18 protein-coding genes and 3 rRNA genes are annotated in these 25285 nt (G+C 69.5%); 16 read left to right on the top strand and 5 right to left on the bottom strand.

Annotation, left to right across the window (positions count from 1 at the left end):
• Nucleotide 1 precedes the first annotated feature (1 nt).
• Genes sufD through C8E97_RS24985 form a run of 6 tightly spaced genes read left to right on the top strand, consistent with a single transcriptional unit; the run spans nt 2 to nt 4511 of the window.
• Nucleotides 2-1195, top strand: coding sequence for a Fe-S cluster assembly protein SufD (gene sufD / locus C8E97_RS25010; protein ID WP_246019145.1), 1194 nt, complete (start codon nt 2-4; stop codon nt 1193-1195).
• Between the two features lie 5 nt (nt 1196-1200).
• On the top strand, nt 1201-1512 hold the full coding sequence (locus C8E97_RS25005) for a non-heme iron oxygenase ferredoxin subunit (RefSeq protein WP_246019415.1): 312 nt from the start codon (nt 1201-1203) through the stop codon (nt 1510-1512).
• A gap of 35 nt (nt 1513-1547) precedes the next feature.
• Nucleotides 1548-2321 (top strand): Fe-S cluster assembly ATPase SufC, encoded by a 774-nt coding sequence (gene sufC / locus C8E97_RS25000; RefSeq protein ID WP_121007911.1) that lies wholly within the window; start codon nt 1548-1550, stop codon nt 2319-2321.
• A 55-nt stretch (nt 2322-2376) separates the two neighbouring features.
• Nucleotides 2377-3654, top strand: a complete 1278-nt coding sequence (locus C8E97_RS24995; RefSeq protein WP_121007910.1) for a cysteine desulfurase — start codon at nt 2377-2379, stop codon at nt 3652-3654.
• Nucleotides 3655-4098, top strand: coding sequence for a Fe-S cluster assembly sulfur transfer protein SufU (gene sufU / locus C8E97_RS24990; RefSeq protein WP_121007909.1), 444 nt, complete (start codon nt 3655-3657; stop codon nt 4096-4098).
• Nucleotides 4095-4511 carry a metal-sulfur cluster assembly factor gene (locus tag C8E97_RS24985; RefSeq protein WP_121007908.1) on the top strand — a complete coding sequence of 139 codons (417 nt, stop codon included), beginning with the start codon at nt 4095-4097 and terminating at the stop codon, nt 4509-4511. Before sufU ends, C8E97_RS24985 begins: the two co-directional genes overlap by 4 nt.
• A 114-nt stretch (nt 4512-4625) precedes the next feature.
• Here the strand turns inward: C8E97_RS24985 and C8E97_RS24980 are convergent, their stop codons facing one another.
• From C8E97_RS24980 to C8E97_RS24965, 4 genes are all read right to left on the bottom strand, one after another.
• The gene (locus C8E97_RS24980; protein WP_121007907.1) at nt 4626-5744 is read right to left on the bottom strand and encodes a carboxylate-amine ligase; all 1119 of its coding nucleotides are present in this window, start codon (nt 5742-5744) and stop codon (nt 4626-4628) included.
• A gap of 90 nt (nt 5745-5834) precedes the next feature.
• Nucleotides 5835-7538 (bottom strand): GGDEF domain-containing protein, encoded by a 1704-nt coding sequence (locus tag C8E97_RS24975; protein WP_121007906.1) that lies wholly within the window; start codon nt 7536-7538, stop codon nt 5835-5837.
• A gap of 40 nt (nt 7539-7578) precedes the next feature.
• Complete coding sequence (locus tag C8E97_RS24970) at nt 7579-8664, bottom strand: lycopene cyclase family protein (RefSeq protein WP_121007905.1); 1086 nt, start codon at nt 8662-8664, stop codon at nt 7579-7581.
• Complete coding sequence (locus C8E97_RS24965) at nt 8664-9638, bottom strand: MASE1 domain-containing protein (RefSeq protein ID WP_246019143.1); 975 nt, start codon at nt 9636-9638, stop codon at nt 8664-8666. The genes C8E97_RS24970 and C8E97_RS24965 overlap by 1 nt, the downstream gene beginning before the upstream one ends.
• 355 nt (nt 9639-9993) lie before the next feature.
• Here C8E97_RS24965 and C8E97_RS24960 point away from each other — a divergent pair.
• The 4 genes from C8E97_RS24960 to C8E97_RS24945 all read left to right on the top strand — a co-directional run bounded on the left by C8E97_RS24960 (nt 9994) and on the right by C8E97_RS24945 (nt 16844).
• Nucleotides 9994-11509, top strand: a 16S ribosomal RNA gene (locus C8E97_RS24960).
• 348 nt (nt 11510-11857) lie between these two features.
• Nucleotides 11858-14937 (top strand): 23S ribosomal RNA (locus tag C8E97_RS24955).
• Between the two features lie 116 nt (nt 14938-15053).
• A 5S ribosomal RNA gene (gene rrf, locus C8E97_RS24950) occupies nt 15054-15170 on the top strand.
• Together the 16S, 23S and 5S rRNA genes form the textbook arrangement of a ribosomal RNA operon.
• A gap of 99 nt (nt 15171-15269) precedes the next feature.
• Nucleotides 15270-16844 carry a deoxyguanosinetriphosphate triphosphohydrolase family protein gene (locus tag C8E97_RS24945; protein ID WP_121007904.1) on the top strand — a complete coding sequence of 525 codons (1575 nt, stop codon included), beginning with the start codon at nt 15270-15272 and terminating at the stop codon, nt 16842-16844.
• Between the two features lie 116 nt (nt 16845-16960).
• On the opposite strand, the gene C8E97_RS24940 is transcribed toward C8E97_RS24945, so the two are convergent.
• Nucleotides 16961-17938, bottom strand: coding sequence for a helix-turn-helix transcriptional regulator (locus C8E97_RS24940; protein ID WP_121007903.1), 978 nt, complete (start codon nt 17936-17938; stop codon nt 16961-16963).
• A gap of 307 nt (nt 17939-18245) precedes the next feature.
• Here C8E97_RS24940 and C8E97_RS24935 point away from each other — a divergent pair, with 307 nt between their 5' ends.
• The 6 genes from C8E97_RS24935 to C8E97_RS24910 all read left to right on the top strand — a co-directional run bounded on the left by C8E97_RS24935 (nt 18246) and on the right by C8E97_RS24910 (nt 25233).
• Complete coding sequence (locus C8E97_RS24935) at nt 18246-18821, top strand: hypothetical protein (protein WP_246019141.1); 576 nt, start codon at nt 18246-18248, stop codon at nt 18819-18821.
• Between the two features lie 103 nt (nt 18822-18924).
• A complete protein-coding gene (locus C8E97_RS24930) occupies nt 18925-19590 on the top strand; it encodes an acVLRF1 family peptidyl-tRNA hydrolase (protein WP_121012296.1) in 666 nt (221 codons plus the stop codon).
• Between the two features lie 322 nt (nt 19591-19912).
• Complete coding sequence (locus tag C8E97_RS24925) at nt 19913-21541, top strand: ABC-F family ATP-binding cassette domain-containing protein (protein WP_121007902.1); 1629 nt, start codon at nt 19913-19915, stop codon at nt 21539-21541.
• Between the two features lie 164 nt (nt 21542-21705).
• A complete protein-coding gene (locus C8E97_RS24920; protein ID WP_015103570.1) occupies nt 21706-21915 on the top strand; it encodes a helix-turn-helix domain-containing protein in 210 nt (69 codons plus the stop codon).
• Between the two features lie 66 nt (nt 21916-21981).
• On the top strand, nt 21982-22833 hold the full coding sequence (locus tag C8E97_RS24915; protein ID WP_121007901.1) for an enoyl-CoA hydratase/isomerase family protein: 852 nt from the start codon (nt 21982-21984) through the stop codon (nt 22831-22833).
• Nucleotides 22834-23388: 555 nt separating this feature from the next.
• Nucleotides 23389-25233: an ABC transporter ATP-binding protein gene (locus C8E97_RS24910; RefSeq protein WP_425470584.1), complete on the top strand. Its 1845-nt coding sequence runs from the start codon at nt 23389-23391 to the stop codon at nt 25231-25233.
• The last annotated feature ends 52 nt before the right edge of the window (nt 25234-25285 follow it).

Here is a 25285-nt window from a genome sequence, read left to right as displayed (position 1 = left end):
CATGGCCGTCACCACCGAAGACCAGCAACACGGCCTGACGGCCCACTCGCACGGCGGCGGCGCGCAGCCCGCCGGTGCGGCGCCGATCTCGTCGCGGGCCGACCACTTCACCTCGTTCGACGTGAACGCGTTCGAGGTGCCGGGCGGGCGCGAGGAGATCTGGCGCTTCACCCCGATGAAGCGGCTGGCGGGCCTGCACACCGGCGCGGCGGCCACGGGCTCGGCCACCGTCCGGGTCGAGGCGCCCGAGGGCGTCCGGGTCGAGACCGTCGCGCGCGGCGACGAGCGGCTGGGCGTCGCGGGCACCCCCGGCGACCGGATCGCGGCGCAGGCGTGGACCTCGTTCACCGAGGCGACCGTCGTGACGCTGCCCAAGGACACGAAGGTCGCGCCGACCACCGTCGAGGTGACCGGCGCGGGCGCGGGCCAGGTCGCCTACGGCCACCTCCAGGTCCGGGCCGAGCGGTTCGCCGAGGCCGTCGTCGTCCTGGACCACCGGGGCTCCGGCGCGTACGCGGACAACGTCGAGTTCGTCGTCGAGGACGGCGCGCACCTCACCGTCGTGGCCATCCAGGACTGGGCCGACGACGCGGTGCACGTGTCGGCGCACCACGCGAAGCTGGGCCGGGACTCGACGTTCCGGCACACCGTCATCACCCTGGGCGGCGACCTGGTCCGGCTCACCCCGGTGGTCACCTACACCGGGCGCGGCGGCGACGCCGAGCTGCTGGGCCTGTACTTCGCCGACGCCGGCCAGCACCTGGAGCACCGGACGTTCGTCGACCACGCGGAGTCCAACTGCCGCAGCAACGTCGTCTACAAGGGCGCGCTACAGGGCGAGGACGCGCACACCGTGTGGATCGGCGACGTGCTGATCCGCGCGGCGGCCGAGGGCACCGAGACGTTCGAGCTGAACCGCAACCTGGTCCTCACCGACGGCGCGCGCGCCGACTCGGTGCCGAACCTGGAGATCGAGACCGGCGAGATCGAGGGCGCGGGCCACGCCAGCGCCACCGGCCGGTTCGACGACGAGCAGCTGTTCTACCTCCAGGCGCGGGGCATCCCCGAGGAGCAGGCGCGCCGGCTGGTCGTGCGGGGCTTCTTCCACGAGATCCTCCTGAAGATCACCGTGCCGGAGGTGCGCGAGCGCCTGGAGGCCGCGATCGAGGCGGAACTGGAAGCGGTGGGAGCTTGATCAGGGTGTGCTCGCTGGCCGACCTGGACGACCGCAAGCCGGTCGCGTTCGAGGTCGGCGACGAGCACACCCCCGTGGTCCTCGTCCGCGACGGCGGGACCGTCCACGCGCTGCACGACCTGTGCACGCACGCGGAGGTCTCGCTGTCGGAGGGCGAGGTGACCCGCAAGGGCGTCGAGTGCTGGCTGCACGGGTCGTGCTTCGACCTGCGCACCGGCCGACCGTCGTCCCCGCCCGCCACCGAACCGGTCGACGTCTTCGCCGTCGAGATCCGCGGTGGTGACGTCCACGTCGACGTCACCACCACCACGAACTGACTTTTCGCTTCGCCACCCGGGAGAACTGAGCACCAATGGCCACTCTGGAGATCAAGGACCTGCACGTCTCGGTCACCACCGACGAGACGTCCAAGGAGATCCTCAAGGGCGTCGACCTGACCATCCGGTCCGGCGAGACCCACGCGATCATGGGTCCGAACGGCTCGGGCAAGTCCACCCTGTCCTACGCCGTCGCCGGCCACCCCAAGTACGCCGTCACCTCCGGGACCGTCCTGCTCGACGGCGAGGACGTGCTGGAGATGAGCGTGGACGAGCGCGCCCGCGCGGGCCTGTTCCTCGCCATGCAGTACCCGGTCGAGGTGCCCGGCGTCTCGATGTCGAACTTCCTGCGCACCGCCGCCACCGCCGTGCGCGGCGAGGCCCCGAACCTGCGGCACTGGGTGAAGGAGGTCAAGGGCGCGATGGCCGACCTGGACATCGACCCGGCCTTCGCCGAGCGCTCGGTCAACGAGGGCTTCTCCGGCGGTGAGAAGAAGCGCCACGAGATCCTCCAGCTCGGCCTGCTCAAGCCGAAGATCGCGATCCTGGACGAGACCGACTCCGGGCTGGACGTCGACGCGCTGCGCGTCGTGTCCGAGGGCGTCAACAAGTTCAAGGCGTCCGGCGAGGCGGGTGTCATGCTGATCACCCACTACACCCGCATCCTCAAGTACATCCAGCCCGACTTCGTGCACGTGTTCGCGAACGGCCGGATCGTCGAGTCCGGCGGTCGCGAGCTGGCCGACCAGCTCGAGGAGCAGGGTTACGTGAAGTACACCGGCAGCCAGGAAGCCGCCAAGGTCGGCTGACGTTCGTCCTGTACGTGCACTTCGTGTCGAGAGTTCGAGAGGAGGCGTCGCGGCCGTGACCACCACCGCCACCCCGCTGGACGTCGCCGCCGTGCGGGCGGACTTCCCGATCCTGGGTCGTACCGTCCGGGACGGCAAGCGGCTGGTGTACCTGGACTCCGGCGCCACCTCGCAGCGCCCGGGGCGGGTCCTCGACGCCGAGCGGGCGTTCCTGGAGACCGCCAACGCCGCCGTGCACCGCGGCGCGCACCAGCTCGCCGAGGAGGCGACCGACGCGTACGAGGGCGCGCGCGCCCGGATCGCCGCCTTCGTGGGCGTCGACTTCGGCGAGGTCGTGTTCGTCAAGAACGCGACCGAGGGCGTGAACCTCGTCGCGTACGCGATGGGCAACGCCGCCGTCGCGGGCCCGGAGGCCGAGCGCTTCCGGCTCGGCCCCGGCGACGAGATCGTGGTGACCGAGATGGAGCACCACGCGAACCTCGTGCCGTGGCAGCAGCTGGCGGCCCGCACCGGCGCGACCCTGCGCTGGTTCGGCGTCACCGACGACGGCAGGCTCGACCTGTCCGACCTGTCCGACCTGGTCAACGAGCGCACCAAGGTCGTCGCGTTCACCCACCAGTCCAACGTGCTGGGCACCGTCAACCCGGTCCGCCTGCTGGTGGACCGGGCGCGGTCGGTCGGCGCGCTGACGGTGCTGGACGCGTGCCAGTCCGTGCCGCACGGCCCGGTCGACTTCGCCGCCCTCGGCGTCGACTTCGCCGTGTTCTCCGGGCACAAGATGCTCGGGCCGTCCGGCGTCGGCGTGCTCTACGGCCGCCGCGAGCTGCTGGAGGCGCTGCCGCCGTTCCTGACCGGCGGGTCGATGATCGAGATGGTGCAGATGGCCAGTTCCACGTTCGCCCCGCCGCCGCAGCGGTTCGAGGCGGGCGTGCCGATGACCTCGCAGGCGGTCGCGCTCGGCGCGGCCGTGGACTACCTGGACGCCATCGGCATGGACCGCGTCGCGGCCCACGAGCACCTGCTGACCGAAGCCGCCCTGCGCGGCCTGGCGGAGGTGCCCGGCGTCCGCGTCGTCGGCCCGCTCGACACGGTCGACCGCGGCGGCGCGGTGTCGTTCGTCGTGGAGGGCATCCACGCCCACGACGTCGGGCAGGTGCTCGACAGCCTCGGCGTCGCGGTGCGCGTGGGCCACCACTGCGCGTGGCCGCTGCACCGCCGCCTCGGCGTCGCCGCCACGGTGCGCGCGAGCTTCTACCTGTACAACACGCTGGACGAGGTGCGTGCCCTGGTGGACGGCGTGCGCGAAGCCCAGAAGTTCTTCGGGGTGGCGTAGATGCAGTTGCAGCAGATGTACCAGGAGATCATCCTGGACCACTACAAGAACCCGCACGGCCGCGGCCTGCGCGACCCGTTCGACGCGGAGTCCCACCAGATCAACCCGACGTGCGGCGACGAGGTCACGCTGCGGGTGAAGCTGGACGGCGACAAGGTCGCGGACGTGTCGTACGACGGCCAGGGCTGCTCCATCAGCCAGGCGTCCACCTCGGTGCTGACCGACCTCGTGGTCGGCAGACCGGTGGACGAGGCGTTCGTGAAGATGGACGCCTTCGTCGAGCTGATGCAGGGCAGGGGCCAGGTCGAGCCGGACGAGGACGTCCTGGAGGACGGGATCGCGTTCGCCGGCGTGGCGAAGTACCCGGCACGCGTGAAGTGCGCCCTGCTGGGGTGGATGGCTTTCAAGGACGCGGTGGCCCGCAGCGAAGGAGCGAAGGCATGACCACGCCGGAAGAGACGGTCGGCGGTCAGGCGGAGGACGTCGTCCGCGGCGTCGAGGGGATGCCCGAACCGCCCGCGCCGAAGGCGGACGTGGCGAACCTCGACGACGTCGAGGAGGCCATGCGCGACGTGGTCGACCCGGAGCTGGGCATCAACGTGGTCGACCTGGGCCTGGTCTACGACATCCGCGTGGACGAGGAGAACGTCGCCGTCATCGACATGACGCTGACCTCGGCGGCGTGCCCGCTGACCGACGTGATCGAGGACCAGACGCGCTCGGCGCTGGTCGGCGGTCCGGGCGGCGGCATCGTCGACGACTTCCGCATCAACTGGGTGTGGATGCCGCCGTGGGGGCCGGAGAAGATCACCGATGACGGCCGCGAGCAGTTGCGCGCCCTCGGCTTCACCGTCTGACCCGCACAGGTCGCGCACCCGCGCCGCCGGACACCGTCCGGACGACCGGGTCGGCCCCTCCGGACCCGTTCCGGAGGGGCCGAACGCGTCTTGCGCGCCGGGTGAGCGCCGGCGCTAGGTCTGCTCCGCCAGCATGTCCACCACGTCGGCCAGCGAGCCGCGCCGCTGGAACGCCCGCCGCTGCCGCGTCGCGCCGCACCCGTCGACCAGCAGCCGCGCGACGCCCTCGTCCACCAGGTCCTCGTCGCCGGACGCGCGCAACGCGGGCCGCGTCCACTCCACCAGCGCCCGCACCCGGTCCGCCGCGGGCACCAGCCGCCCGGTGCGCGGTTCGAGGGCCGCGCCCTCCACGCCGTCCCGCGCCGCGCGCCACAACCCCGTCCGCAGCACCAGGTCCGACACCGGCAGCGCGGGCCGCCCCGTCACGGCGGTCGCCGCGATGGCCCGCGTCAGGGCCGCGATCAGCACGGCCTCCGCCACGGTCGCCGCCACGTCGCACACCCGCAGCTCGACGGTCGGGTGGTTGGCCGACAGGCGGACGTCCCAGTAGATCATCCCCGCGTCCATCGCCGCGCCCGACATCCGCAGCGCCCGCGCGTTGAGGTGGTAGTCCTCGGGCGAGGCGAACCACGGCGGCGCGCCCGCCGACGGCCACGGGCTCCACGACAGGTAGCGCCAACTCGCGTACCCGGTGTCGCGCCCCTCGGAGAACGGCGAGTTCGCGCTGATCGCCAGCAGCACCGGCAGCCACTGCCGCAGGTGGTTGGAGATGAGCACGCCGGTTTCCTCGTCCGGTATGCCGACGTGCACGTGGCACCCGCAGATGGTCAGGACGTCGACCAGCGAGCCGTACCGCCGCGCGATGTCCCGGTACCGCTCGCGGTCGGTCAGCGGCGGTGGGCGACCCCCGGCCAGCACGGGCGTCCCGGTGGCCACGACCCGCGCGCCGTGCACCCGCGCCAGGTCGCGCAGCGTGCGCCGCGACAGCAGCAGGTCGTCCCGCACCTCGGCCATGTTCAGGCAGACGGAGGTGGCGCTCTCCACCTGGTACCGGGTGATCTCCGCCTGGAGATCCAGCACGCCGTCCGCGTCGCCCAGCACCTCGCCCGCCAGCGGCACCAGCGCGCCGGTGTCCGCGTCGACGAGCAGGAACTCCTCTTCGACCCCTATCGACAACGCCGTGTCGAACTCGGTTCGCGGACGCGGTAGAGCGGTGACTTCGACCTCGCTCACCAGGGACCTCCCTGCGATGGGTAGTCACCCTGATGCTATGAGTGACCGGAGGGGGTGCACAGGCATCGTTGCGGTGAACTTCGCGATCGATCAACTCACCGCGAGATGAGCGCCCCCGCGCAGTACGTCCACCTGGTCGCTACCCGGACGGCCCAGCACCCAGCTGTTGCCGCGCAAGGATTTCGCGTGCTCCTTCAGCGGTGCGAGCAACCGGGAGACCTCCCGGTAGGAGACCGCGGAGCCCGCCGCGCACACCAGCGTGGCCAGGGACAGCGTGACGGCGTGCCCCTCGGCGTCGAACGGCGTGTCCAGCACGCCCGTCGCGTACGGCACGAGTTCGTTGAGCCCGGCGACGACCAGGAAGTCGTCCCCGCCGACGTGCCCCACCTGGACGCCGGGGAACCCCGCGGCGCACTCCGACAGCGTCCGCCCGAGCGCCCGGATCAGGTCGTCCCCCGCCGCGAACCCCACCGAGTCGTTCACCCGCTTGAACGCGTCCACGTCCAGCCACCCCACGGCGAAGATGTCGCCGTTGAGGATGCGCCGGTCCACCTCGCGCGCGATCGAGTCGCTGCCGGGCAGGCGCGTCAACGGGTTGAGCGCGGCGGCCTGCTCCACCTTCAGCTCCGCGATGCCGCGCACCACGTCCGCCACCCGGACCACGCCCACGCACCGGTCGTCGTCGTCCACGACCACCAGGTCGTCGTTGGTGCGCTCGCGGTTGGCGTGCGCGACGATGTCCAGCAGCTCCAGCGCGGCGGAGTCCGCGCCGATCACCCGCGGCTTGTCCGCCAGCCGCGCGGCCTCCCGCTTGGCGTGCAGCGCGTGCCCGAACGGCCCGGTGACCGCCAGCAGGAACCGGTTGCGGTCCACGGTCCACGTCGGCCTGCCGTCGTCGTCCAGCAGCACCACGCCGCTCACCGTCGGCTGGCTGGCCAGGACGTCCCGGACCTCCTCGGAGGTCGCCGACTCGGGCAGCGTGGTCGCCGGGTGCAGGAAGTCGGTGACCTTCGGCCCCGCCTTGCGGCGCAGCGGCTTGGTCATCGTGGTGGCCGCCGCCTCGGGGTCGTTGGCCTCGCTGAGCACCGCCGAGATGGTCGCGTCCACCCTCGGCCTGCGCTGCGCCGCCGCTAGCAGGTTGCCCTGCGCGAGCCGCACGCCCAGCCGGCGCAGCGCGACCAGCTGCGCCTCGGTCTCCACGCCCTCGGCGACGACCTGCGAACCGGTCGCCTCGCACAGGTGCTGCAACGCCTGCACCAGCGCGAACCTGGTCGGGTCGGTGGGCAGCTCCTGCACCACCTCGCGGTCGAGCTTGACCACGTCGGGCTGCACCTCGGCTAGCAGCGACAGCGGCGAGTCGCCCTCGCCGACGCCGTCGAGCCCGATGCGGAACCCGTCGACGCGCAGCCGTTCCAGGCCCTTGACCAGCCGGTGGCGCGGCGCGCGCGAGTACGGCGTGCCGACCTCCACCACCAGGTTCGACGGCGGGCGGCCCGCGTCGCGCAGCGCGGCGTAGAGCGGCGCCAGCTGCTCGGGCTTGTCCGCGATCGTCATCGCGAGCAGGTTCACGTGCAGCGGGAGGGTGAAGTCGTGGTCGGCCGCGCTGCGGACCGCACGACAGGCGAGAGCCACGTCGGTGTTCGCCAAGTACCCCGCACGGAAGGCCATGCGGAGCAGATCCTGCACGCTGCCGTCGTGCGGGCGGGCCAGTGCCTCGACCGCGACGACCCCTCCGGTGTTGAGGTTGAACAGCGGCTGGAAGGCGAAGCGAACGTCATCCAGCAAGGCGGGCACACCACGATCCTGCCCGGTCGATCTTCAAATGCCCAGAGGGTTAACCTGGTGTTCTCACACGCTTGGCCGGCTGCACGGAAAATGCCAAACGCGCACGCAGCCGCCACGGCGAGGCGTGGAACAGGGCGGCCATCGCGGCCAGCGAGCCCCACGGGTCAGCCCGGTCGGACAGGTACTTTCGTTGCCTATTCTCCGGCATTCGGAAGAAGAGGTCGAAAAATTCCGGAACTTCGTCGGGCCGCATGGCGAGCAGCGCCGCGAGGCCGTGCCGCCGCAGCGCGTGGACGACCCTGGCCCGCGCCGGCCACAGCACCCGGTCCACCGGCACGCCGTCCGCGACCGCCCGCGCGACCTCCGGCGCGAGCCGCAGCGCGGTCGCCACGCCGTACCCGGTCGCCGGGTGCACCAGGCCCGCCGAAGCGCCGAACGCGCCGGGCGCCACCCGGCCGGCCAGCGGGATGCGCACCCTCTCCTCGCCGTCCGGCACCGGGACGCCGTGCGCCGCGAGGCGCGCGTGCAACCGCAGGCGCAACTCGGCCAACGGCAGGCCGGGCGCGCGGGCCAGCGACGTCTCCTCCAGCAGCACCGCGTCCGGCCCCACCGGGATGGCGTAGAGGAACGTCGGGTCCGGAGCCGCCGCGTCCGGCGGCTTCCGCCAGTCCATGATCAGCGCCTCGTCGTCGCCCACGAACGGCGCGGCGCGCTCCCTCGGCACCACCACGCCCACCGCGTGCTGGGCGGCCCCGCCACCGGCCGCGCCCGCCGCGTCCACGACCGCGCCGGCGCGCAGCAGCCGACCGTCGCGCAGCACCACGTGCCGCGGTCCCCGGTCGACCACCGTCCCCGCGACGACCCGCACCGCCTCGGGCAGTTGCCGGAGCCGGTCGTTGTCCAACACCGCGTACCCGCGCGCGATCCGGTGCTCGTGCACCGCCACGACCCGCGCGCGGGTCGTGGACACCGCGACCGGCGCGCCGGGCGGCAACTCGTCCGACCACGCCGCGTAGGTCGCGCGCCACGGCCGCTCCGGGTGCGGGTCCACCAGGGTCGTGCCCAGGCCACGCGCCGCGCACGCCGACGCCAGCGCGCGTCCCGCCGGACCACCGCCGACGACCACCACGTCCATCAGCGGGCGTCCGGCGGGCTCGGTGGTCGCGCGTCGGCCGGCAGCAACGAGCGGTACTGCGCCACCACCTCGGTCGGCCGGGCGCACGTCCGCTCGACCGCCCTGCGCGCCTCGTTGCGCTCGGCGACCACGGCGCTCAACAGCAGCGCGGTCAACGCGACCGTGCCGTTGAACGCCTGCACCGTCACCATCCGGTCGACCACGTCCAGCCCGGCGAACGGCCCGGTCCCGGCCGCCGCGCCGTGCCCGGCGAGCACCGCGGCCACCAGGGCGCACGGCGCGGCGCCCCCGTGCTGGAACCGCAGCGCGCCCCAGACGGCGAACGGGAACACCGCGTACAGCAGCCGGACGGGGCTGTTCACCGCGACCAGCATCACCGCCAGCGTGCAGGCGGGCAGCGCCGACGCCTCCAGCACCCGCGCCGGGCGCAGGGGGAAGCGCAGGCCGCGCAGCGCCGGCACCAGCGGCACCAGGATCAGCACGCCCATCGCGTCGCCGGTCCACCACACGGACCAGGTGGACCAGAACTCCGCCTCGTCGATCACGCCCGCCGACCGCAGCGCACCCGTGCCGATCGACGCGCTGACCGCCATGCCCGCGAACGCGCCCAGGAAGACCAGCGCGAGCGCGTCCCGCGCCCGGTCCAGCTCCAGCCGGAACCCGGTGTGCGTGAGCAGCAGGTAGGCGACGACCGGGCCGAGCGTGTTGCCGGCGCTGATCAGGAACGCCGCGCCGCTGTCGCCGAGCGTCGCGTTGACGAGGAACGCCGCCGCCGCGACGGCGGGCCACAGTCGCACGCCGCCCAGCATCAGGGCGAGCAGCGCGACACCGCTGGGTGGCCACAGGGGAGTCACCTGGTCGCCGACCAACGCCTGGAGCAGACCGAGGCGTGCGCCGGCGTAGTAGCAAGCGGCGACCACCGCCAGGTGGCAGGCGTACCTGCCCCACGGACGCAGTCGAGGGGGGAGCAGCACCCCGACAGCATCCACCGTCCACCGCGCCCGCACCACGCCTAGCTGCGGAGATGCCCGGATCGACCCCCCGATTTCACTATCCGACGATCGTCGTGTAAGTTTCTCTCTGCCAGCGCGGAACGGGCCGGGAAAACCGGAACGGAGCGCGGCGCACAAGCCCCGGAGCAAGTCACTCGGATCGAGTGGGTTACGATGGTGAGCGCGTGTTCTTTGAGAACTCAACAGCGTGCCGAATAGCCAGTAAATTTATGAACCTCGTCAAGAGGTTTCCTTTGAGATTGACTGGACAACTGGCAATGTCACGGACCATATTCCGGTTCGTGTGTCAGTGTTGTTCGAGCGATCAACACAATCCTTATTGGAGAGTTTGATCCTGGCTCAGGACGAACGCTGGCGGCGTGCTTAACACATGCAAGTCGAGCGGTAAGGCCCTTCGGGGTACACGAGCGGCGAACGGGTGAGTAACACGTGGGTAACCTGCCCTGTACTCCGGGATAAGCCTGGGAAACTAGGTCTAATACCGGATACGACCTTCCATCGCATGGTGGGGGGTGGAAAGTTCCGGCGGTATGGGATGGACCCGCGGCCTATCAGCTTGTTGGTGGGGTGATGGCCTACCAAGGCGACGACGGGTAGCCGGCCTGAGAGGGTGACCGGCCACACTGGGACTGAGACACGGCCCAGACTCCTACGGGAGGCAGCAGTGGGGAATATTGCACAATGGGCGAAAGCCTGATGCAGCGACGCCGCGTGAGGGATGACGGCCTTCGGGTTGTAAACCTCTTTCAGCAGGGACGAAGCGTGAGTGACGGTACCTGCAGAAGAAGCACCGGCTAACTACGTGCCAGCAGCCGCGGTAATACGTAGGGTGCGAGCGTTGTCCGGAATTATTGGGCGTAAAGAGCTCGTAGGCGGTTTGTTGCGTCGGCCGTGAAAACTTCACGCTTAACGTGGAGCCTGCGGTCGATACGGGCAGACTTGAGTTCGGCAGGGGAGACTGGAATTCCTGGTGTAGCGGTGAAATGCGCAGATATCAGGAGGAACACCGGTGGCGAAGGCGGGTCTCTGGGCCGATACTGACGCTGAGGAGCGAAAGCGTGGGGAGCGAACAGGATTAGATACCCTGGTAGTCCACGCCGTAAACGGTGGGTGCTAGGTGTGGGGGGCTTCCACGTCCTCCGTGCCGCAGCTAACGCATTAAGCACCCCGCCTGGGGAGTACGGCCGCAAGGCTAAAACTCAAAGGAATTGACGGGGGCCCGCACAAGCGGCGGAGCATGTGGATTAATTCGATGCAACGCGAAGAACCTTACCTGGGCTTGACATGCACCGGAAACCTCCAGAGATGGGGGCCTCTTCGGACTGGTGTACAGGTGGTGCATGGCTGTCGTCAGCTCGTGTCGTGAGATGTTGGGTTAAGTCCCGCAACGAGCGCAACCCTCGTTCCATGTTGCCAGCGCGTGATGGCGGGGACTCATGGGAGACTGCCGGGGTCAACTCGGAGGAAGGTGGGGATGACGTCAAGTCATCATGCCCCTTATGTCCAGGGCTTCACACATGCTACAATGGCCGGTACAGAGGGCTGCTAAGCCGTGAGGTGGAGCGAATCCCAGAAAGCCGGTCTCAGTTCGGATCGGGGTCTGCAACTCGACCCCGTGAAGTCGGAGTCGCTAGTAATCGCAGATCAGCAACGCTGCGGTGAATACGTTCCCGGGCCTTGTACACACCGCCCGTCACGTCACGAAAGTCGGTAACACCCGAAGCCCGTGGCCCAACCCGTATGGGGGGGAGCGGTCGAAGGTGGGACTGGCGATTGGGACGAAGTCGTAACAAGGTAGCCGTACCGGAAGGTGCGGCTGGATCACCTCCTTTCTAAGGAGCATTCTGCGGGTGCATCTCGGTGTGCTCGGAGAACCATGCGGTCGGCGAACGATCGGCCGGTGGTTGCTCGATGATGTGGATGCTGGCTAGTGCAGAGCGTGGGTTGTTCGGAGAGTTAGTACTGCCTGTGAGGGTGTGGAAGGGTCTTCGAAGGGTTCATGGTTTCTGTTCGGTACGCTGTTGGGTCCTGAGGGAACACGCGTGTTGTGTTTCTTTCAGCGAGGAGACGGCAGGGCTTCCTTAGCCTTCGAACCGCCTGGGTTGCCGGGTAGGCGTTGTGCGTGGTGGGGAGTGTCTGGTTGTTCTTTGAGAACTGCACAGTGGATGCGAGCATCTTTGTGGCAAGTTATTAAGGGCATACGGTGGATGCCTTGGCACCAGGAGCCGATGAAGGACGTAGGAGACTGCGATAAGCCTTGGGGAGTTGTCAACCGAGCTGAGATCCAAGGATTTCCGAATGGGGAAACCCGGCCCCAGTCATGTGGGGTCACCCACGCCTGAACACATAGGGTGTGTGGAGGGAACGCGGGGAAGTGAAACATCTCAGTACCCGCAGGAAGAGAAAACAACCGTGATTCCGTGAGTAGTGGCGAGCGAAAGCGGAAGAGGCTAAACCGTATTCGTGTGATACCCGGCAGGGGTTGCGTGTGCGGGGTCGTGGGACCTACTGGTCAGTTCTGCCGGACTGGCAAAGAGTCAGAAAACGTTGTGGTTAGCGGAACGTGTCTGGAAAGCGCGGCCGTAGAGGGTGAGAGTCCCGTACGTGAAAACCCGGCGTCTCTTTGTAGTGTTCCCAAGTAGCAGCGAGCTCGTGGAATTTGCTGTGAATCTGGCGGGACCACCCGCTAAGCCTGAATACTCCCTGGTGACCGATAGCGGACGAGTACCGTGAGGGAAAGGTGAAAAGTACCCCGGGAGGGGAGTGAAATAGTACCTGAAACCGTGTGCCTACAATCCGTCGGAGCCTTTCGGGGTGACGGCGTGCCTTTTGAAGAATGAGCCTGCGAGTTAGTGCTGCGTGGCGAGGTTAACCCGTGTGGGGTAGCCGTAGCGAAAGCGAGTCCGAAGAGGGCGGTGGAGTCGCGTGGTCTAGACCCGAAGCGGGGTGATCTAGCCATGGCCAGGGTGAAGCGTGGGTAAGACTGCGTGGAGGCCCGAACCCACCAGGGTTGAAAACCTGGGGGATGAGCTGTGGTTAGGGGTGAAAGGCCAATCAAACTCCGTGATAGCTGGTTCTCCCCGAAATGCATTTAGGTGCAGCGTCGTGTGTTTCGTGCCGGAGGTAGAGCACTGGATGGTCTAGGGGGCCCACAAGCTTACCGAAATCAACCAAACTCCGAATGCCGGTACGTGAGAGCGCGGCAGTGAGACTGCGGGGGATAAGCTTCGTAGTCGAGAGGGAAACAGCCCAGAACGCCGGCTAAGGCCCCTAAGTGTGTGCTAAGTGGGAAAGGATGTGGGGTCGCCCAGACAACCAGGAGGTTGGCTTAGAAGCAGCCATCCTTTAAAGAGTGCGTAATAGCTCACTGGTCAAGTGGTCCTGCGCCGACAATGTAGCGGGGCTTAAGCACACCGCCGAAGCCGTGTCATTCCGGTTCTGCCGGGATGGGTAGGGGAGCGTCGTTCAGCCGTGGAAGCGCCGGAGTGATCCAGGTGTGGAGGCTGGACGAGTGAGAATGCAGGCATGAGTAGCGAAAGCAGAGTGGGAAACTCTGCCGCCGGATGACCAAGGGTTCCTGGGCCAGGCTAATCCGCCCAGGGTAAGTCGGGACCTAAGGCGAGGCCGACAGGCGTAGTCGATGGACAACGGGTTGATATTCCCGTACCCGTGTGAACGCGCCCATGGCGAACCTTGTGATACTAACCGCCCGAAGCCCGCACCTGATCCTTCGGGTGATGGTGTGGTGTGGAGCGCGGGACCTGAACTTGTAGTAGTCAAGCGATGGGGTGACGCAGGAGGGTAGCTCCGCCAGTGAGTGGTAGTACTGGTGTAAGCGTGTAGGGAGAGCTGTAGGCAAATCCGCAGTTCATCATCCTGAGACGTGATGCATAGCCGATTGAGGCGAAGTAGGGTGATCCCATGCTGTCGAGAAAAGCCTCTAGTGAGTGTTCATGCGGCCCGTACCCCAAACCGACACAGGTGGTCAGGTAGAGAATACCGAGGCGATCGGGCGAACTGTGGTTAAGGAACTCGGCAAAATGCCCCCGTAACTTCGGGAGAAGGGGGGCCGAGGAATTTGAAGCCCCTTGCGGGCTAGGATTTTTCGGCCGCAGAGACCAGCGAGAAGCGACTGTTTACTAAAAACACAGGTCCGTGCGAAGTCGCAAGACGATGTATACGGACTGACGCCTGCCCGGTGCTGGAACGTTAAGGGGACCGGTTAGCTCTTCGGGGCGAAGCTGAGAACTTAAGCGCCAGTAAACGGCGGTGGTAACTATAACCATCCTAAGGTAGCGAAATTCCTTGTCGGGTAAGTTCCGACCTGCACGAATGGCGTAACGACTTCTCGACTGTCTCAACCACAGGCCCGGCGAAATTGCATTACGAGTAAAGATGCTCGTTACGCGCGGCAGGACGGAAAGACCCCGGGACCTTTACTATAGCTTGGTATTGGTGTTCGGTTCGGCTTGTGTAGGATAGGTGGGAGACTGTGAAGCGGCCACGCCAGTGGTTGTGGAGTCGTCGTTGAAATACCACTCTGGTCGTACTGGATGTCTAACCTCGGTCCGTGATCCGGATCAGGGACAGTGCCTGGTGGGTAGTTTAACTGGGGCGGTTGCCTCCCAAAGGGTAACGGAGGCGCTCAAAGGTTCCCTCAGCCTGGTTGGCAATCAGGTGTCGAGTGCAAGTGCACAAGGGGGCTTGACTGTGAGACCGACGGGTCGAGCAGGGACGAAAGTCGGAACTAGTGATCCGGCCATGGCTTGTGGAAGCGTGGTCGCTCAACGGATAAAAGGTACCCCGGGGATAACAGGCTGATCTTGCCCAAGAGTCCATATCGACGGCATGGTTTGGCACCTCGATGTCGGCTCGTCGCATCCTGGGGCTGGAGTAGGTCCCAAGGGTTGGGCTGTTCGCCCATTAAAGCGGTACGCGAGCTGGGTTTAGAACGTCGTGAGACAGTTCGGTCCCTATCCGCCGCGCGCGTAGGATACTTGCGGAAGGCTGTCCCTAGTACGAGAGGACCGGGACGGACGGACCTCTGGTGTGCCAGTTGTCCTGCCAAGGGCATTGCTGGTTGGCTACGTTCGGAAGGGATAACCGCTGAAAGCATCTAAGCGGGAAGCTCGTTCCTAGATGAGGTATCCCACCCTTTGTGGGGTAAGGCCCCCAAGAGACTATTGGGTTGATAGGCCGGAGATGGAAGGTCGGTAACGGCTGGAGTTGACCGGTACTAATAGGCCGAGGACTTGTCATGAAGGTGCTACGCATCCACTGTGCGGTTCTGAAAGAACCGAACCGGACCACCCCCTGGTGGTTCCAGACTGTGTCTGGGGCTGTGGGGGTGCCGACGGGTTGGTAATTTCATAGTGTTTCGGTGGTCATGGCGGAGGGGGAACACCCGGTCCCATTCCGAACCCGGTAGTTAAGCCTTCCAGCGCCGATGGTACTGCACTCGTGAGGGTGTGGGAGAGTAGGACGCCGCCGAACATTCTTTCCCTCAGGGGCACCCGGTTCATCCGGGTGCCCCTGAGGGCTTTTTGGCGTTCCGGAGCTGCTGCCGGCGTCCCCGCGGACTAGTTTCTTGTCATGCACCCCGAGCACGCCGACCCCCGGACGATCCGCAGATCAGGTGGCGACAGCACCACGCCCGTCCCGGCCGACCTGGCGGCCAGCCCCTTCCGCGTCGACCGCGACCGGGTGGCCAGTTCTCCGTTCTTCGCGCGCCTCGGCGGTGTCACGCAGGTCGTCAGCTCCACGGGTTCGGGACTGCTGGTGCACAACCGGCTGACGCACAGCCTGAAGGTCGCGCAAGCGGCGCGGGCCATCGCCGAGCGGCTGGGCGCGCGGCCGGAACTCGCCGGGGTGCTCGACAAGCTCGGCGGCTGCGACCCGGACGTCGTGGAAGCGGCCTCGCTGGCGCACGACCTGGGCCACCCGCCGTTCGGGCACCTCGGCGAACAGGTGCTCGACCGCCTGGCGCGGCACCGGTTCGGGTTGTCGGACGGGTTCGAGGGCAACGCGCAGTCCTTCCGCATCGTCACCACCACGGACGTGCGTGGCCCGGCCGCGCTGGGACTCGACCTCACGGTCGCGGTCCGCGCGGCGATGCTCAAGTACCCGTGGACCCGCTTGTCCTACCCGGACCCGCACCCGAAGGACATGGCCGCGCCGCCGCGCGGTGCCGCGGAACCGCCCGACGCGCCGGGCACGGGCGCGGCGAAGTTCTCCGCCTACGTCACCGAGCTGGACGACGTGACACAGGCCCGCTCGTTCTACAGCGGTCGGGTGGAGCCGTGGCAGCAGACGGTGGAGGCGTCGGTGATGGACACGGCGGACGACATCGCCTATGCCATCCACGACCTGGAGGACTTCTACCGGGTCGGTGTGTTGCAGCACGCCACCGTCTCGGCCGAGCTGAACACGTGGCTCGACCACGCGGTCGAGCTGGCGGGGCTGAGCGCCGCCGACCTGGCCGCGCAGGAGCGGCGGCCGGGCCGCTCGCTGGAGGCGATGCGGCGCAGGCTGCACGCCAAGGACTCGTGGGCGGTGGACGACGACGCGTTCGCCCAGGCCGTGGCGAAGGTCCGGGCGGAGCTGGTCGACGGGCTGCTGTCCGTGCCGTTCGACGGTTCGGTCGAGGCGGAGCAGGCGGTGGCGGGCTTCTCGGCCCGGTGGACGCGGCGGTTGGTGGACGCGGTCGGTGTGGTCGAGGAGCCCACCACCAGGTCCGGTCACGTCGTCCTGGCGGTCCGGCAGTGGCACGAGGTGCAGGTGCTGAAGTTCGTGCACCGGAGGTTCGTGCTGCTGCGCCCCGACCTCGCCCTGCACCAGCGCGGTCAGGCGAGGCTGCTGACGGCGTTGCTGGAGGCGTTGGAGCAGTGGGTCACCGACCGGCACGAGGCGAACCGGCTGCCGCGCCGCCTGCACGACCTGGTCGACCTCGCGAGCGCCGAGTACGCCGCGCTGTTCCGGGCGGACCCGGCGGCGCTGGTCGGCGCGACGGGCGACCGGCCGTCCGGTCCGGACGCCGTCCGGGCGCTCGCGCGGGGGCGGGCGGTGGTGGACTTCGTCGCCTCGCTGACCGACAACCAGGCCGCCGCGCTGCTCGACGCGCTGTCTGGGCGCACCGGCCAGCTCTGGACGGACGCGTTCGTGCTGTGAGCGGTGGTGGATGTGGCGACGGCCCTCGGGCACGTGTCCCGAGGGCCGTCACCGCGATCCGGTGGAGTGCCCCGACGCCCGCGGTCCGGTGCACGTCGTGCGGGTGCGCCGGTCGGTTACTTCGGCCACTCCCAGCGGATGCCGAACACACCTGGCCCGAACCCGAGGGCCACCGCGTGCACACCGCCGGCGTTGTCCAACGCCAGGTTGCGCCGCCGCGACGGCGTGTCGTCCCCGGCGGGCACGCTGAACTGCTGGCAGCGCGACGGCAGGTACGAGGGGTCGAACCGCACCTCGATCACGTACTCGCGCACCGGGAGCCGGAACTTGCGGGCGAACGTGTTGTTGCCTGCCGGGTAGTGACCCTCGGCGAACAGCAGCTCGTACTCCATGATGATGGTCTCGCCCCTGGTCAGGGGCCGGTCGAACATCAGCTCCGCGACCATGATGTTCGCGTCGGTGTCCTCGGCGACCCGTCCCAGGTGGCAGTTGCGCAGGTTCGCGACCCGGGGCAGGACGTCGGACTCCTCGGTCTCGAACACCAGCGCCCAGCGGTCCGGGCCGTCCTGCTCGGCGCGCAGGATCTGCCGCACCCAGGCCGACCGCTGCCCTCCGTCGGCCGCGATCTCGATGCGGTCGTGCTGGCTGATCCGGCCGAGCTTGACGTCGGACGACGTGTCGACCTTCGTGAGCAGGTTCGCGACCCGCTCGCGGCGCGCCCACAGCGCGTCGATCGGCATCATCGTCGTGGGCCGCGAGCGCCTGCCGCGCGGCCTCGGCGGGCCGAGCAGCGCGGACAGGCCCGCCTGCGGCACGCCGAGCACGGTCTCCAGGTGGCGCAGCGCCTCCAGCGACTCGGGTCGCTCCGGTCGGCGTCGGCCGGACTGCCAGTAGCTCAGCGTCGCGACGCTGATGGTGACCCCGCGCAGAGCAAGCCGGTGCTGGATGCGGTCGAGGCTCAGCCTGCTGGCTTTGATCGCCGCTCGCAACGCCTCGGGGAACGGTCCCGTGGTCAGGAGTTGCGCAAGACTGCCGTGTCCCGTCGAGTCGAGTTCGTCGACGGACAGGTTGGGTCGACCGGCAGCGTTGGTCATTGTGACTCCCCGCTGTCATTAGATCACGCCCCAGTGACCCTACCCGCCAACACGGTGCGTTGATGGCTGCCAGGCGGAGTCAGTGGTTGGGCCATACGGGTTAAGAGTTCACTGGGAGGGCACTCGTTCTGTCAAGTGGTGATTGCTCTTGCTTCGGTTCGTGTAAACCCGCCGGTAATATTGTGCATGAGGTGTCTCCCGTCCAGGTAGTCGCCTCTTGGCTATCTGTGCCGCGTTATGGCTCTGCCCGGAGCACGGCCGCCGCGGACCGTGGCGTCGGGTGATCGGTTGGCCCTACTGTGTCCGGGTGACCGCCGCCGAGGACCTCGTGCCCGTGCCGGAGGACCCGCTGACCAGGGTGGCCTCCGCGGTCCTGGGCGAGGACGGGCTCCAGGTGGTCGACCTGCTGGACGTGGTCGACGGCCCGGCCCCGAACCCGGTCGACGTGGTGCGCGCCGGCGACGACCTCCTGCCGATGCTGGCCCACGAGAACGCCCTGCCCGAGGCGCTCCGGCTGGCCCGCCGGGCGCTGCGGCCGGGCGGGCTCCTCGTCGCGGCCGTGCCGGAACTGGACCGGCTCAGCCGCCTGCGCCCCACGGCGCCGCCGCCGAAGGTCTCGGGTCACGGGAGGGACCGGCAGGTGACGGTCCAGTTGTGGGACTGGTCACCCGACGGCGAGTCGTACGCCCTGGAGGTCGTGCGACTGGTTCGCGGGCGGAGCACGTGGGAGGTGGCCAACGCGGTCGCCACCCGGCACCGCGTGCTGTCGCCGCGACAGGTCTCGGACGAGCTGTCGGCCGCGGGCTTCAGCTCGGTGCAACGCCTGTCGCCCGCCGAGTGCGGCCACCCCTTGCCGGTGTGGGTGGCCGTCGCACCGGCATGACACGCGCAGGCGCGATGCCACGGCGACCGACGTCGCCGCACCCGGGAACCCGGTGCCCGGAGTCGCGGTGCCTCGGGTCGGCCGCGGTTCGGTCGGCCCGGTCATGACCAAGGTGCGCCCCGTCTCCGGCGGCGGCAGGGCCGTCGAGGTCGCGCCCGAGCGCCTGGCGGGCTGGTTCACCCGGTTCGCCGCCCGCCACGACGGCATCGCGACGACCCGCACCACCCCGTCCCACGTCCTGGTCGCGGCCCGTGACGGCGCGACCGCGGAGGTCGCCGCGGCCTTCGACGAGTTCGCCCCCGCGGGCGAAGCCGAGGGCCTCGACCTCGGCCCGCTGCTGGCCAACGCCACGCGGCCCCGCCGCCTCGGCCTCCTCCTGGTCCGCCTGGGCGGCCACAGCCTCGGCGTCGCGCAGGACGGCCGGGTGCTCGTTTCCACGACCGGCAGCCGCCAGGTCCACGGCCGGAACAAGGCGGGCGGCTGGTCCCAGCAGCGGTTCGCCCGCCGCCGCGAAGGGCAGGCCCGCGTCGCCCTCCAGGCCGCAGCCGACGACGCGGCCAGGGTCCTGCTGCCGCGCCTGGCGGAACTGGACGCCGTGGTGCTCGGCGGTGACCGGCAGGCGCTGGACGCCCTCCGGGCCGACCGCCGGCTGGAGCCGATCTTCGCCCGCGCCTCCCGGCGCGTCCTGGACGTGCCGGAACCCCGGCGAGCGGTGCTGGACGAAGCCGCCGACCGCGCCCGCGCGGTGGAGGTCGTCGTGCGTGACTGACGCCACCCCCGCTTGCGCCCGAACCCCTCGTGCTGCCCTGAGCCTCCCTCCTGCCCTGAGCCTCCCTCCTGCCCTGAGCCTCCCTCCTGCCCTGAGCCTCTCTCCTGCTCGGGCCTCTCCTGCTCGGGCCTCCCGGTCGGAACGCCTCCGCGGCCGGAACGCCGACCCGCGCACCCCGCGACGGTCGGTTATGCCGGTGGACACATGTGGTTAATTCGGTCGCGCGGTACCCGTAGACTGGTGTCGTGGTCATCTTGATCGAGTAGGTCCGGCGCGTGCCGCGCCGTCGACCCCGCACGACCACACCACCCCGGAGTTCTTCTTGATCACCGCGACCGACCTCGAGTTGCGCGCCGGTTCGCGCATCCTGCTCTCCGACGCGACCCTGCGCGTCCAGCCCGGCGACCGCATCGGCCTCGTCGGGCGCAACGGCGCGGGCAAGACCACGTCCCTGCGCGTTCTCGCGGGGGAGGGGCAGCCCTACGCGGGCGAGGTCCGGCGCTCCGGCGAGCTGGGCTACCTGCCGCAGGACCCGCGCGAGGGCGACCTCTCCGTCATCGCGAAGGACCGGGTGCTGTCCGCGCGCGGGCTGGACCAGCTGCTGCGCGACATGGAGAAGGCCCAGTCGACGATGGCCGAGCTGGTGGACGACGCCGAACTCCAGGCCGCCGTGCGCAAGTACGGCCGGCTGGAGGAGCGGTTCGCCGCCCTGGGCGGGTACGCCGCCGAGAGCGAGGCAGCGCGGATCTGCGCCAACCTCGGGCTCGCGGACCGGGTGCTGGCGCAGCCGCTGCGCACGCTGTCCGGCGGTCAGCGCCGCCGGGTCGAGCTGGCGCGCATCCTGTTCGCCGCGTCCGAGGCGGGTGTCGGCGCGAAGTCGAGCACGATCCTCCTGATCGACGAGCCGACCAACCACCTCGACGCCGACTCGATCGCCTGGCTGCGCGGGTTCCTCAAGTCGCACGACGGCGGGCTGGTCGTGATCAGCCACGACGTCGAGCTGCTCGACGACGTGGTGAACAAGGTGTGGTTCCTCGACGCGACGCGCGGCGAGGTCGACATCTACAACATGGGCTGGAAGAAGTACCTGGAAGCCCGTGCCGCCGACGAGAAGCGCCGCCGCCGCGAGCGCGCCAACGCCGAGAAGAAGGCGGGCGCCCTGATGGCCCAGGCGGACAAGATGCGGGCCAAGGCGACCAAGGCCGTGGCCGCGCAGAACATGGCGCGCCGCGCCGAGAAGCTGCTGTCCGGCCTGGAGGAGACGCGCCAGGCGGACAAGGTGGCGAAGATCCGCTTCCCGCAGCCGGCGCCGTGCGGGAAGACCCCGCTGACCGCCGAGGGGCTGAGCAAGTCCTACGGGTCGCTCGAGGTGTTCAGCGGCGTCGACCTGGCGATCGACCGCGGCTCGCGGGTCGTGATCCTCGGCCTCAACGGCGCGGGCAAGACGACGCTGCTGCGCCTGATCGGGTCGATGGAGCGCCCGGACAGCGGCGAGGTGATCGCGGGTCACGGGCTCAAGCTCGGGTACTTCGCGCAGGAGCACGAGACGCTCGACCACGAGGCGACGGTGTGGCAGAACATCCGCCACGCCGCGCCGGACGTGCAGGAGCAGCAGCTCCGGTCGCTGCTCGGCACGTTCCTGTTCAGCGGCGAGCAGCTGGAGCAGCCCGCCGGCACCCTGTCGGGTGGCGAGAAGACCCGGTTGGCGCTCGCGGGCCTGGTGTCGAGCGCGGCGAACGTGCTGCTGCTGGACGAGCCGACGAACAACCTGGACCCGGCCAGTCGCGAGCAGGTGCTCGACGCGCTGCGCCGCTACGAGGGCGCGGTCGTGCTCGTCACGCACGACCCCGGTGCGGTGGAGGCGCTTGAGCCCGAGCGGGTGATCCTGCTGCCCGACGGCACCGAGGACCACTGGTCGGCGGAGTACCTGGAACTCGTGCAGTTGGCCTGAGCCAAGGGTTTCCACCCGTGCCCGCCTGATCCACCCTCAGTGGTCGTCCGACCGCTCACCGATCTTTTCGCATGATCGGCTGGCCTTCTGGGTCGTCGTGTTCGATCATTGCCCCGACAGGGGCTTTCACGGCCCGACCTGCTGTCTACGGAAGGCGGGACAAGGTGGCTGACCTGAAGAAGGGCGCCCGGATCACCGGCGCCACGCGGGACAAGCTGGCCGCTGACCTGAAGAAGAAGTACGAAAAGGGCGCGAGCATCCGGGCGTTGGCGGAGTCCACCGGGCGCTCCTACGGCTTTGTGCACCGGGTGTTGAGCGAGTCCGGTGTCCAGCTGCGCGGTCGCGGTGGCGCCACCCGCACGAAGAAGAAGTAAGCTACCCTCCGGTAACACAAGGCGTCGAGGAGAGCCGACGCCCTCGCGAACCCGGAGGTCCCGCGCATGTCGGCACCGACCACCATCGACGCCGACCTGCTGGAGCGTGGTGGCGTGCGGCTCGTCGTCGACGGACCGCGCGCGACGATCACGCTCGACCGTCCCGACGTGCTCAACGCACAGACGCCGACCACCTGGGTGGCGTTGCGGACGATCGGCGCGCAGTTGGACCCGGACGTCCGCGTCGTGGTCGTCCGGGGCTCCGGTCGTGCCTTCTCGGCCGGTCTCGACCGGCGCATGTTCGGTGGCGCGCGGGTCGAGGGCGAGCCCGGTCTGGCGGAGATCGCGCTGCGCGGCCCGGATGAGGGCGCGGCGCTGATCGCGGAGTTCCAGGAGGGTTTTCGCTGGTTGCGCGACCCCGACCGGGTGACGATCGCGGCGGTGCGGGGCCACGCGATCGGGGCGGGTTTCCAGCTGGCGCTGGCATGCGACTTCCGCGTGGCGGCCGACGACGTGCTGTTCTGCATGGCCGAGACGTCCCTGGGCCTCGTGCCGGACCTGGGCGGCACGCTGCCGCTGGTCCGGTTGGTCGGGTACTCCCGCGCGGCCGAGCTCTGCCTGACCGGGCGGCGGGTGGGTGGTGAGGAGGCGCTGCGCACGGGTCTGGTGAACCGCGTGGTGCCCGGCGCCGAACTCGACTCGGCGGTGGACGAGCTGGTCGCGCAGGTGCTCCGCCCGATGCCCGGCGCGGTGCGCGAGACGCTGGCTTTGCTGGCGCACGCCGCCGAGGGGGCTTCGGCCGAGGAGCAGCTGCGGGCCGAGCGGGTGGCGCAGGTGCGGCGGCTCGCGGAGCTGTCGGCGCTCGCGGAGGGGTCGGCGCTCGCGAAGGGGCAGGCGCTCGCGGAGGGGTCGGCCTGAGCGGCGGTCGCGGGGTCGTGCGGTCCGCGAATTCGGCCGGTCTTTCGGTTGCGCGTGGTTCCGGCTGAGCGGTTTTGAGGGGTGGCCCGGTGGGGTTGTCCGGGCTCGACCCCGGAATGATCGGATGATCCGGTGTTTTGGATCGGGTGACTTCGCCCGGTGATCGCGCTGTCGGTTCCCGTGCTGGATCGGGTGATCGGTGGCGGTCGTTTTCGTAGTGGTGCGGTGATGCGGGTTGGCCTCCGGCCCCCGATTCCATTCTCCCGTGGCATACCGACAATCGCGTGCTCGCGCTGAGAACACGCTGAGGAACCGGCCGTTGACGGGCGCCGAGGGATGCCGCTCCAGGGCTGGGTGTCGGGGGCTGGTCGCCGAAGGGGTGGCTGCTGACGGTTGCCGCCGAAGGGGTGGCTGCTGACGGTTGCCGCCGAAGGGGTGGCTGCTGTCGGGTGTCGCAGGGGTGGCGTGAGCGGGGTGGGTTCGCCGTCGGCGTAGTCGGGAAGGTTGCCAGGTCGGCGGGTGTTCCAGTCTGGTGTGGACGGGTCCCGTGGCTTGATGCGCAGTGCGATGGCGGCTTCCGACTTGCCCAAGGGGGTGCGGCGGGGCACGTTCCGGAGGGTGCTCGCGTTCGCCCGCCCGCACCGGGCGAAGCTGGTCGCCTTCCTGCTCCTGACCGTCGTGTCCTCGGTCCTCGCCGTGAGCACCCCGATCCTCGCCGGCCGGGTGGTGGACGCCATCGTCGGCGGGCGGGACGTGTCGGTCGTCGTCTGGCCGGCCGTCGTGATCGCCGGCATCGCGCTCCTCGACGCCGGGCTCGGCCTGGCCGAGCGGTGGCAGTCGGCGCGGATCGGGGAAGGGCTCATCTACGACCTGCGGCGGGCCGTGTACGAGCACGTCCAGCGGATGCCGGTCGCCTTCTTCACGCGCACCCGCACCGGTGCGCTGGTCAGCCGCCTCAACAACGACGTCATCGGCGCGCAGCGGGCGTTCACCTCGACGCTGTCCGGCGTCGTCACCAACGTCATCCAGCTCGGCTTGTCGCTCGGCGTCATGTTCACGCTCTCCTGGCAGGTCACGGCGCTGGCGCTGCTCCTGCTGCCGGTGTTCGCGCTGCCCGCGCGGCGCATGGGCAACCGGATGGCCGACCTCCAGCGCGAGGCGTCGACGCTCAACGCGGGCATGACCACGCAGATGACCGAGCGCTTCTCCGCGCCCGGCGCGACGCTGGTCAAGCTGTTCGGCCGCCCGCGCGCCGAGGCCGCCGAGTTCGGCGAGCGGGCCGCCCGCGTCCGCGACATCGGCGTGCGCACCGCGATGGCCACCCGCTGGTTCATGACCGGGCTGACGCTGGTGTCGGCGCTCGCCCAGGCCCTCGTCTACGGGCTGGGCGGCTACCTCGCCCTCACCGGCCACCTCGCCGCGGGCACCGTCGTGTCGCTGGCGCTGCTGCTGAGCCGCCTGTACTCGCCGCTCACCGCCCTGGCCAACGCGCGGGTCGACGTCATGACCGCGCTCGTCTCGTTCGAGCGGGTCTTCGAGGTGCTCGACCTCAAGCCGATGATCGACGAGTCGCCGCGCCCCGCCGCCCTGCCCGACGGCCCCGTGTCGGTGGAGTTCGACCGCGTCCGGTTCGGGTACCCGGCGGCGGACAGGGTCTCGCTCGCCTCGCTGGAGTCGGTGGCCACCCTGGACACCCGCGGCGGCCAGGAGGTCCTGCACGGCATCAGCTTCCGCGCCGAGCCCGGCCAACTGGTCGCGCTGGTCGGGTCGTCCGGCGCGGGCAAGTCGACGATCGCCTCGCTGGTGCCCCGCCTCTACGACGTGGACGACGGCGCGGTGCGCCTGTCCGGTGTGGACGTCCGCGAGCTGGCGTTCGACTCGCTGCGCGGCGCGGTCGGGGTGGTCACGCAGGACGGGCACTTGTTCCACGACACGGTCCGCGCGAACCTGACCTACCCGCGGCCGGAGGCCACCGAGGCCGAGCTGTGGGACGCCCTGGACCGCGCCCGGCTCCGGCCGCTGGTCGAGTCGCTGCCCGACGGGCTCGACACGGTGGTGGGTGAACGCGGCTACCGGCTGTCCGGCGGCGAGCGGCAGCGGTTGACCATCGCGCGGCTGCTGCTGGCCAGGCCGCGGGTCGTGATCCTGGACGAGGCGACCGCCCACCTCGACTCCGAGTCGGAGGCCGCCGTGCAGGAGGCGCTGGCCGAAGCGCTCGACGGGCGCACGGCGCTCGTGATCGCGCACCGGCTGTCCACGATCCGGGCCGCCGACCAGATCCTCGTGGTGGAGGACGGGCGCGTCGTGGAGCGGGGTACGCACGGCGAGCTGCTGGCGGAGGAGGGGCGCTACGCCGAGCTGTACCGCACGCAGTTCGACGACGCGCCCGCGGCGGCCTGACGGCGGGTCCGCCGCCGGGGACGGCGGACCGATCACCGGCGGGGGTCCACCG

Source organism: Saccharothrix australiensis, from assembly GCF_003634935.1.
GTDB lineage: Bacteria > Actinomycetota > Actinomycetes > Mycobacteriales > Pseudonocardiaceae > Actinosynnema > Actinosynnema australiense.
The sequence above is the reverse complement of the archived record's forward strand: the minus strand, read 5'-3'. Positions and strand labels throughout refer to the sequence as shown.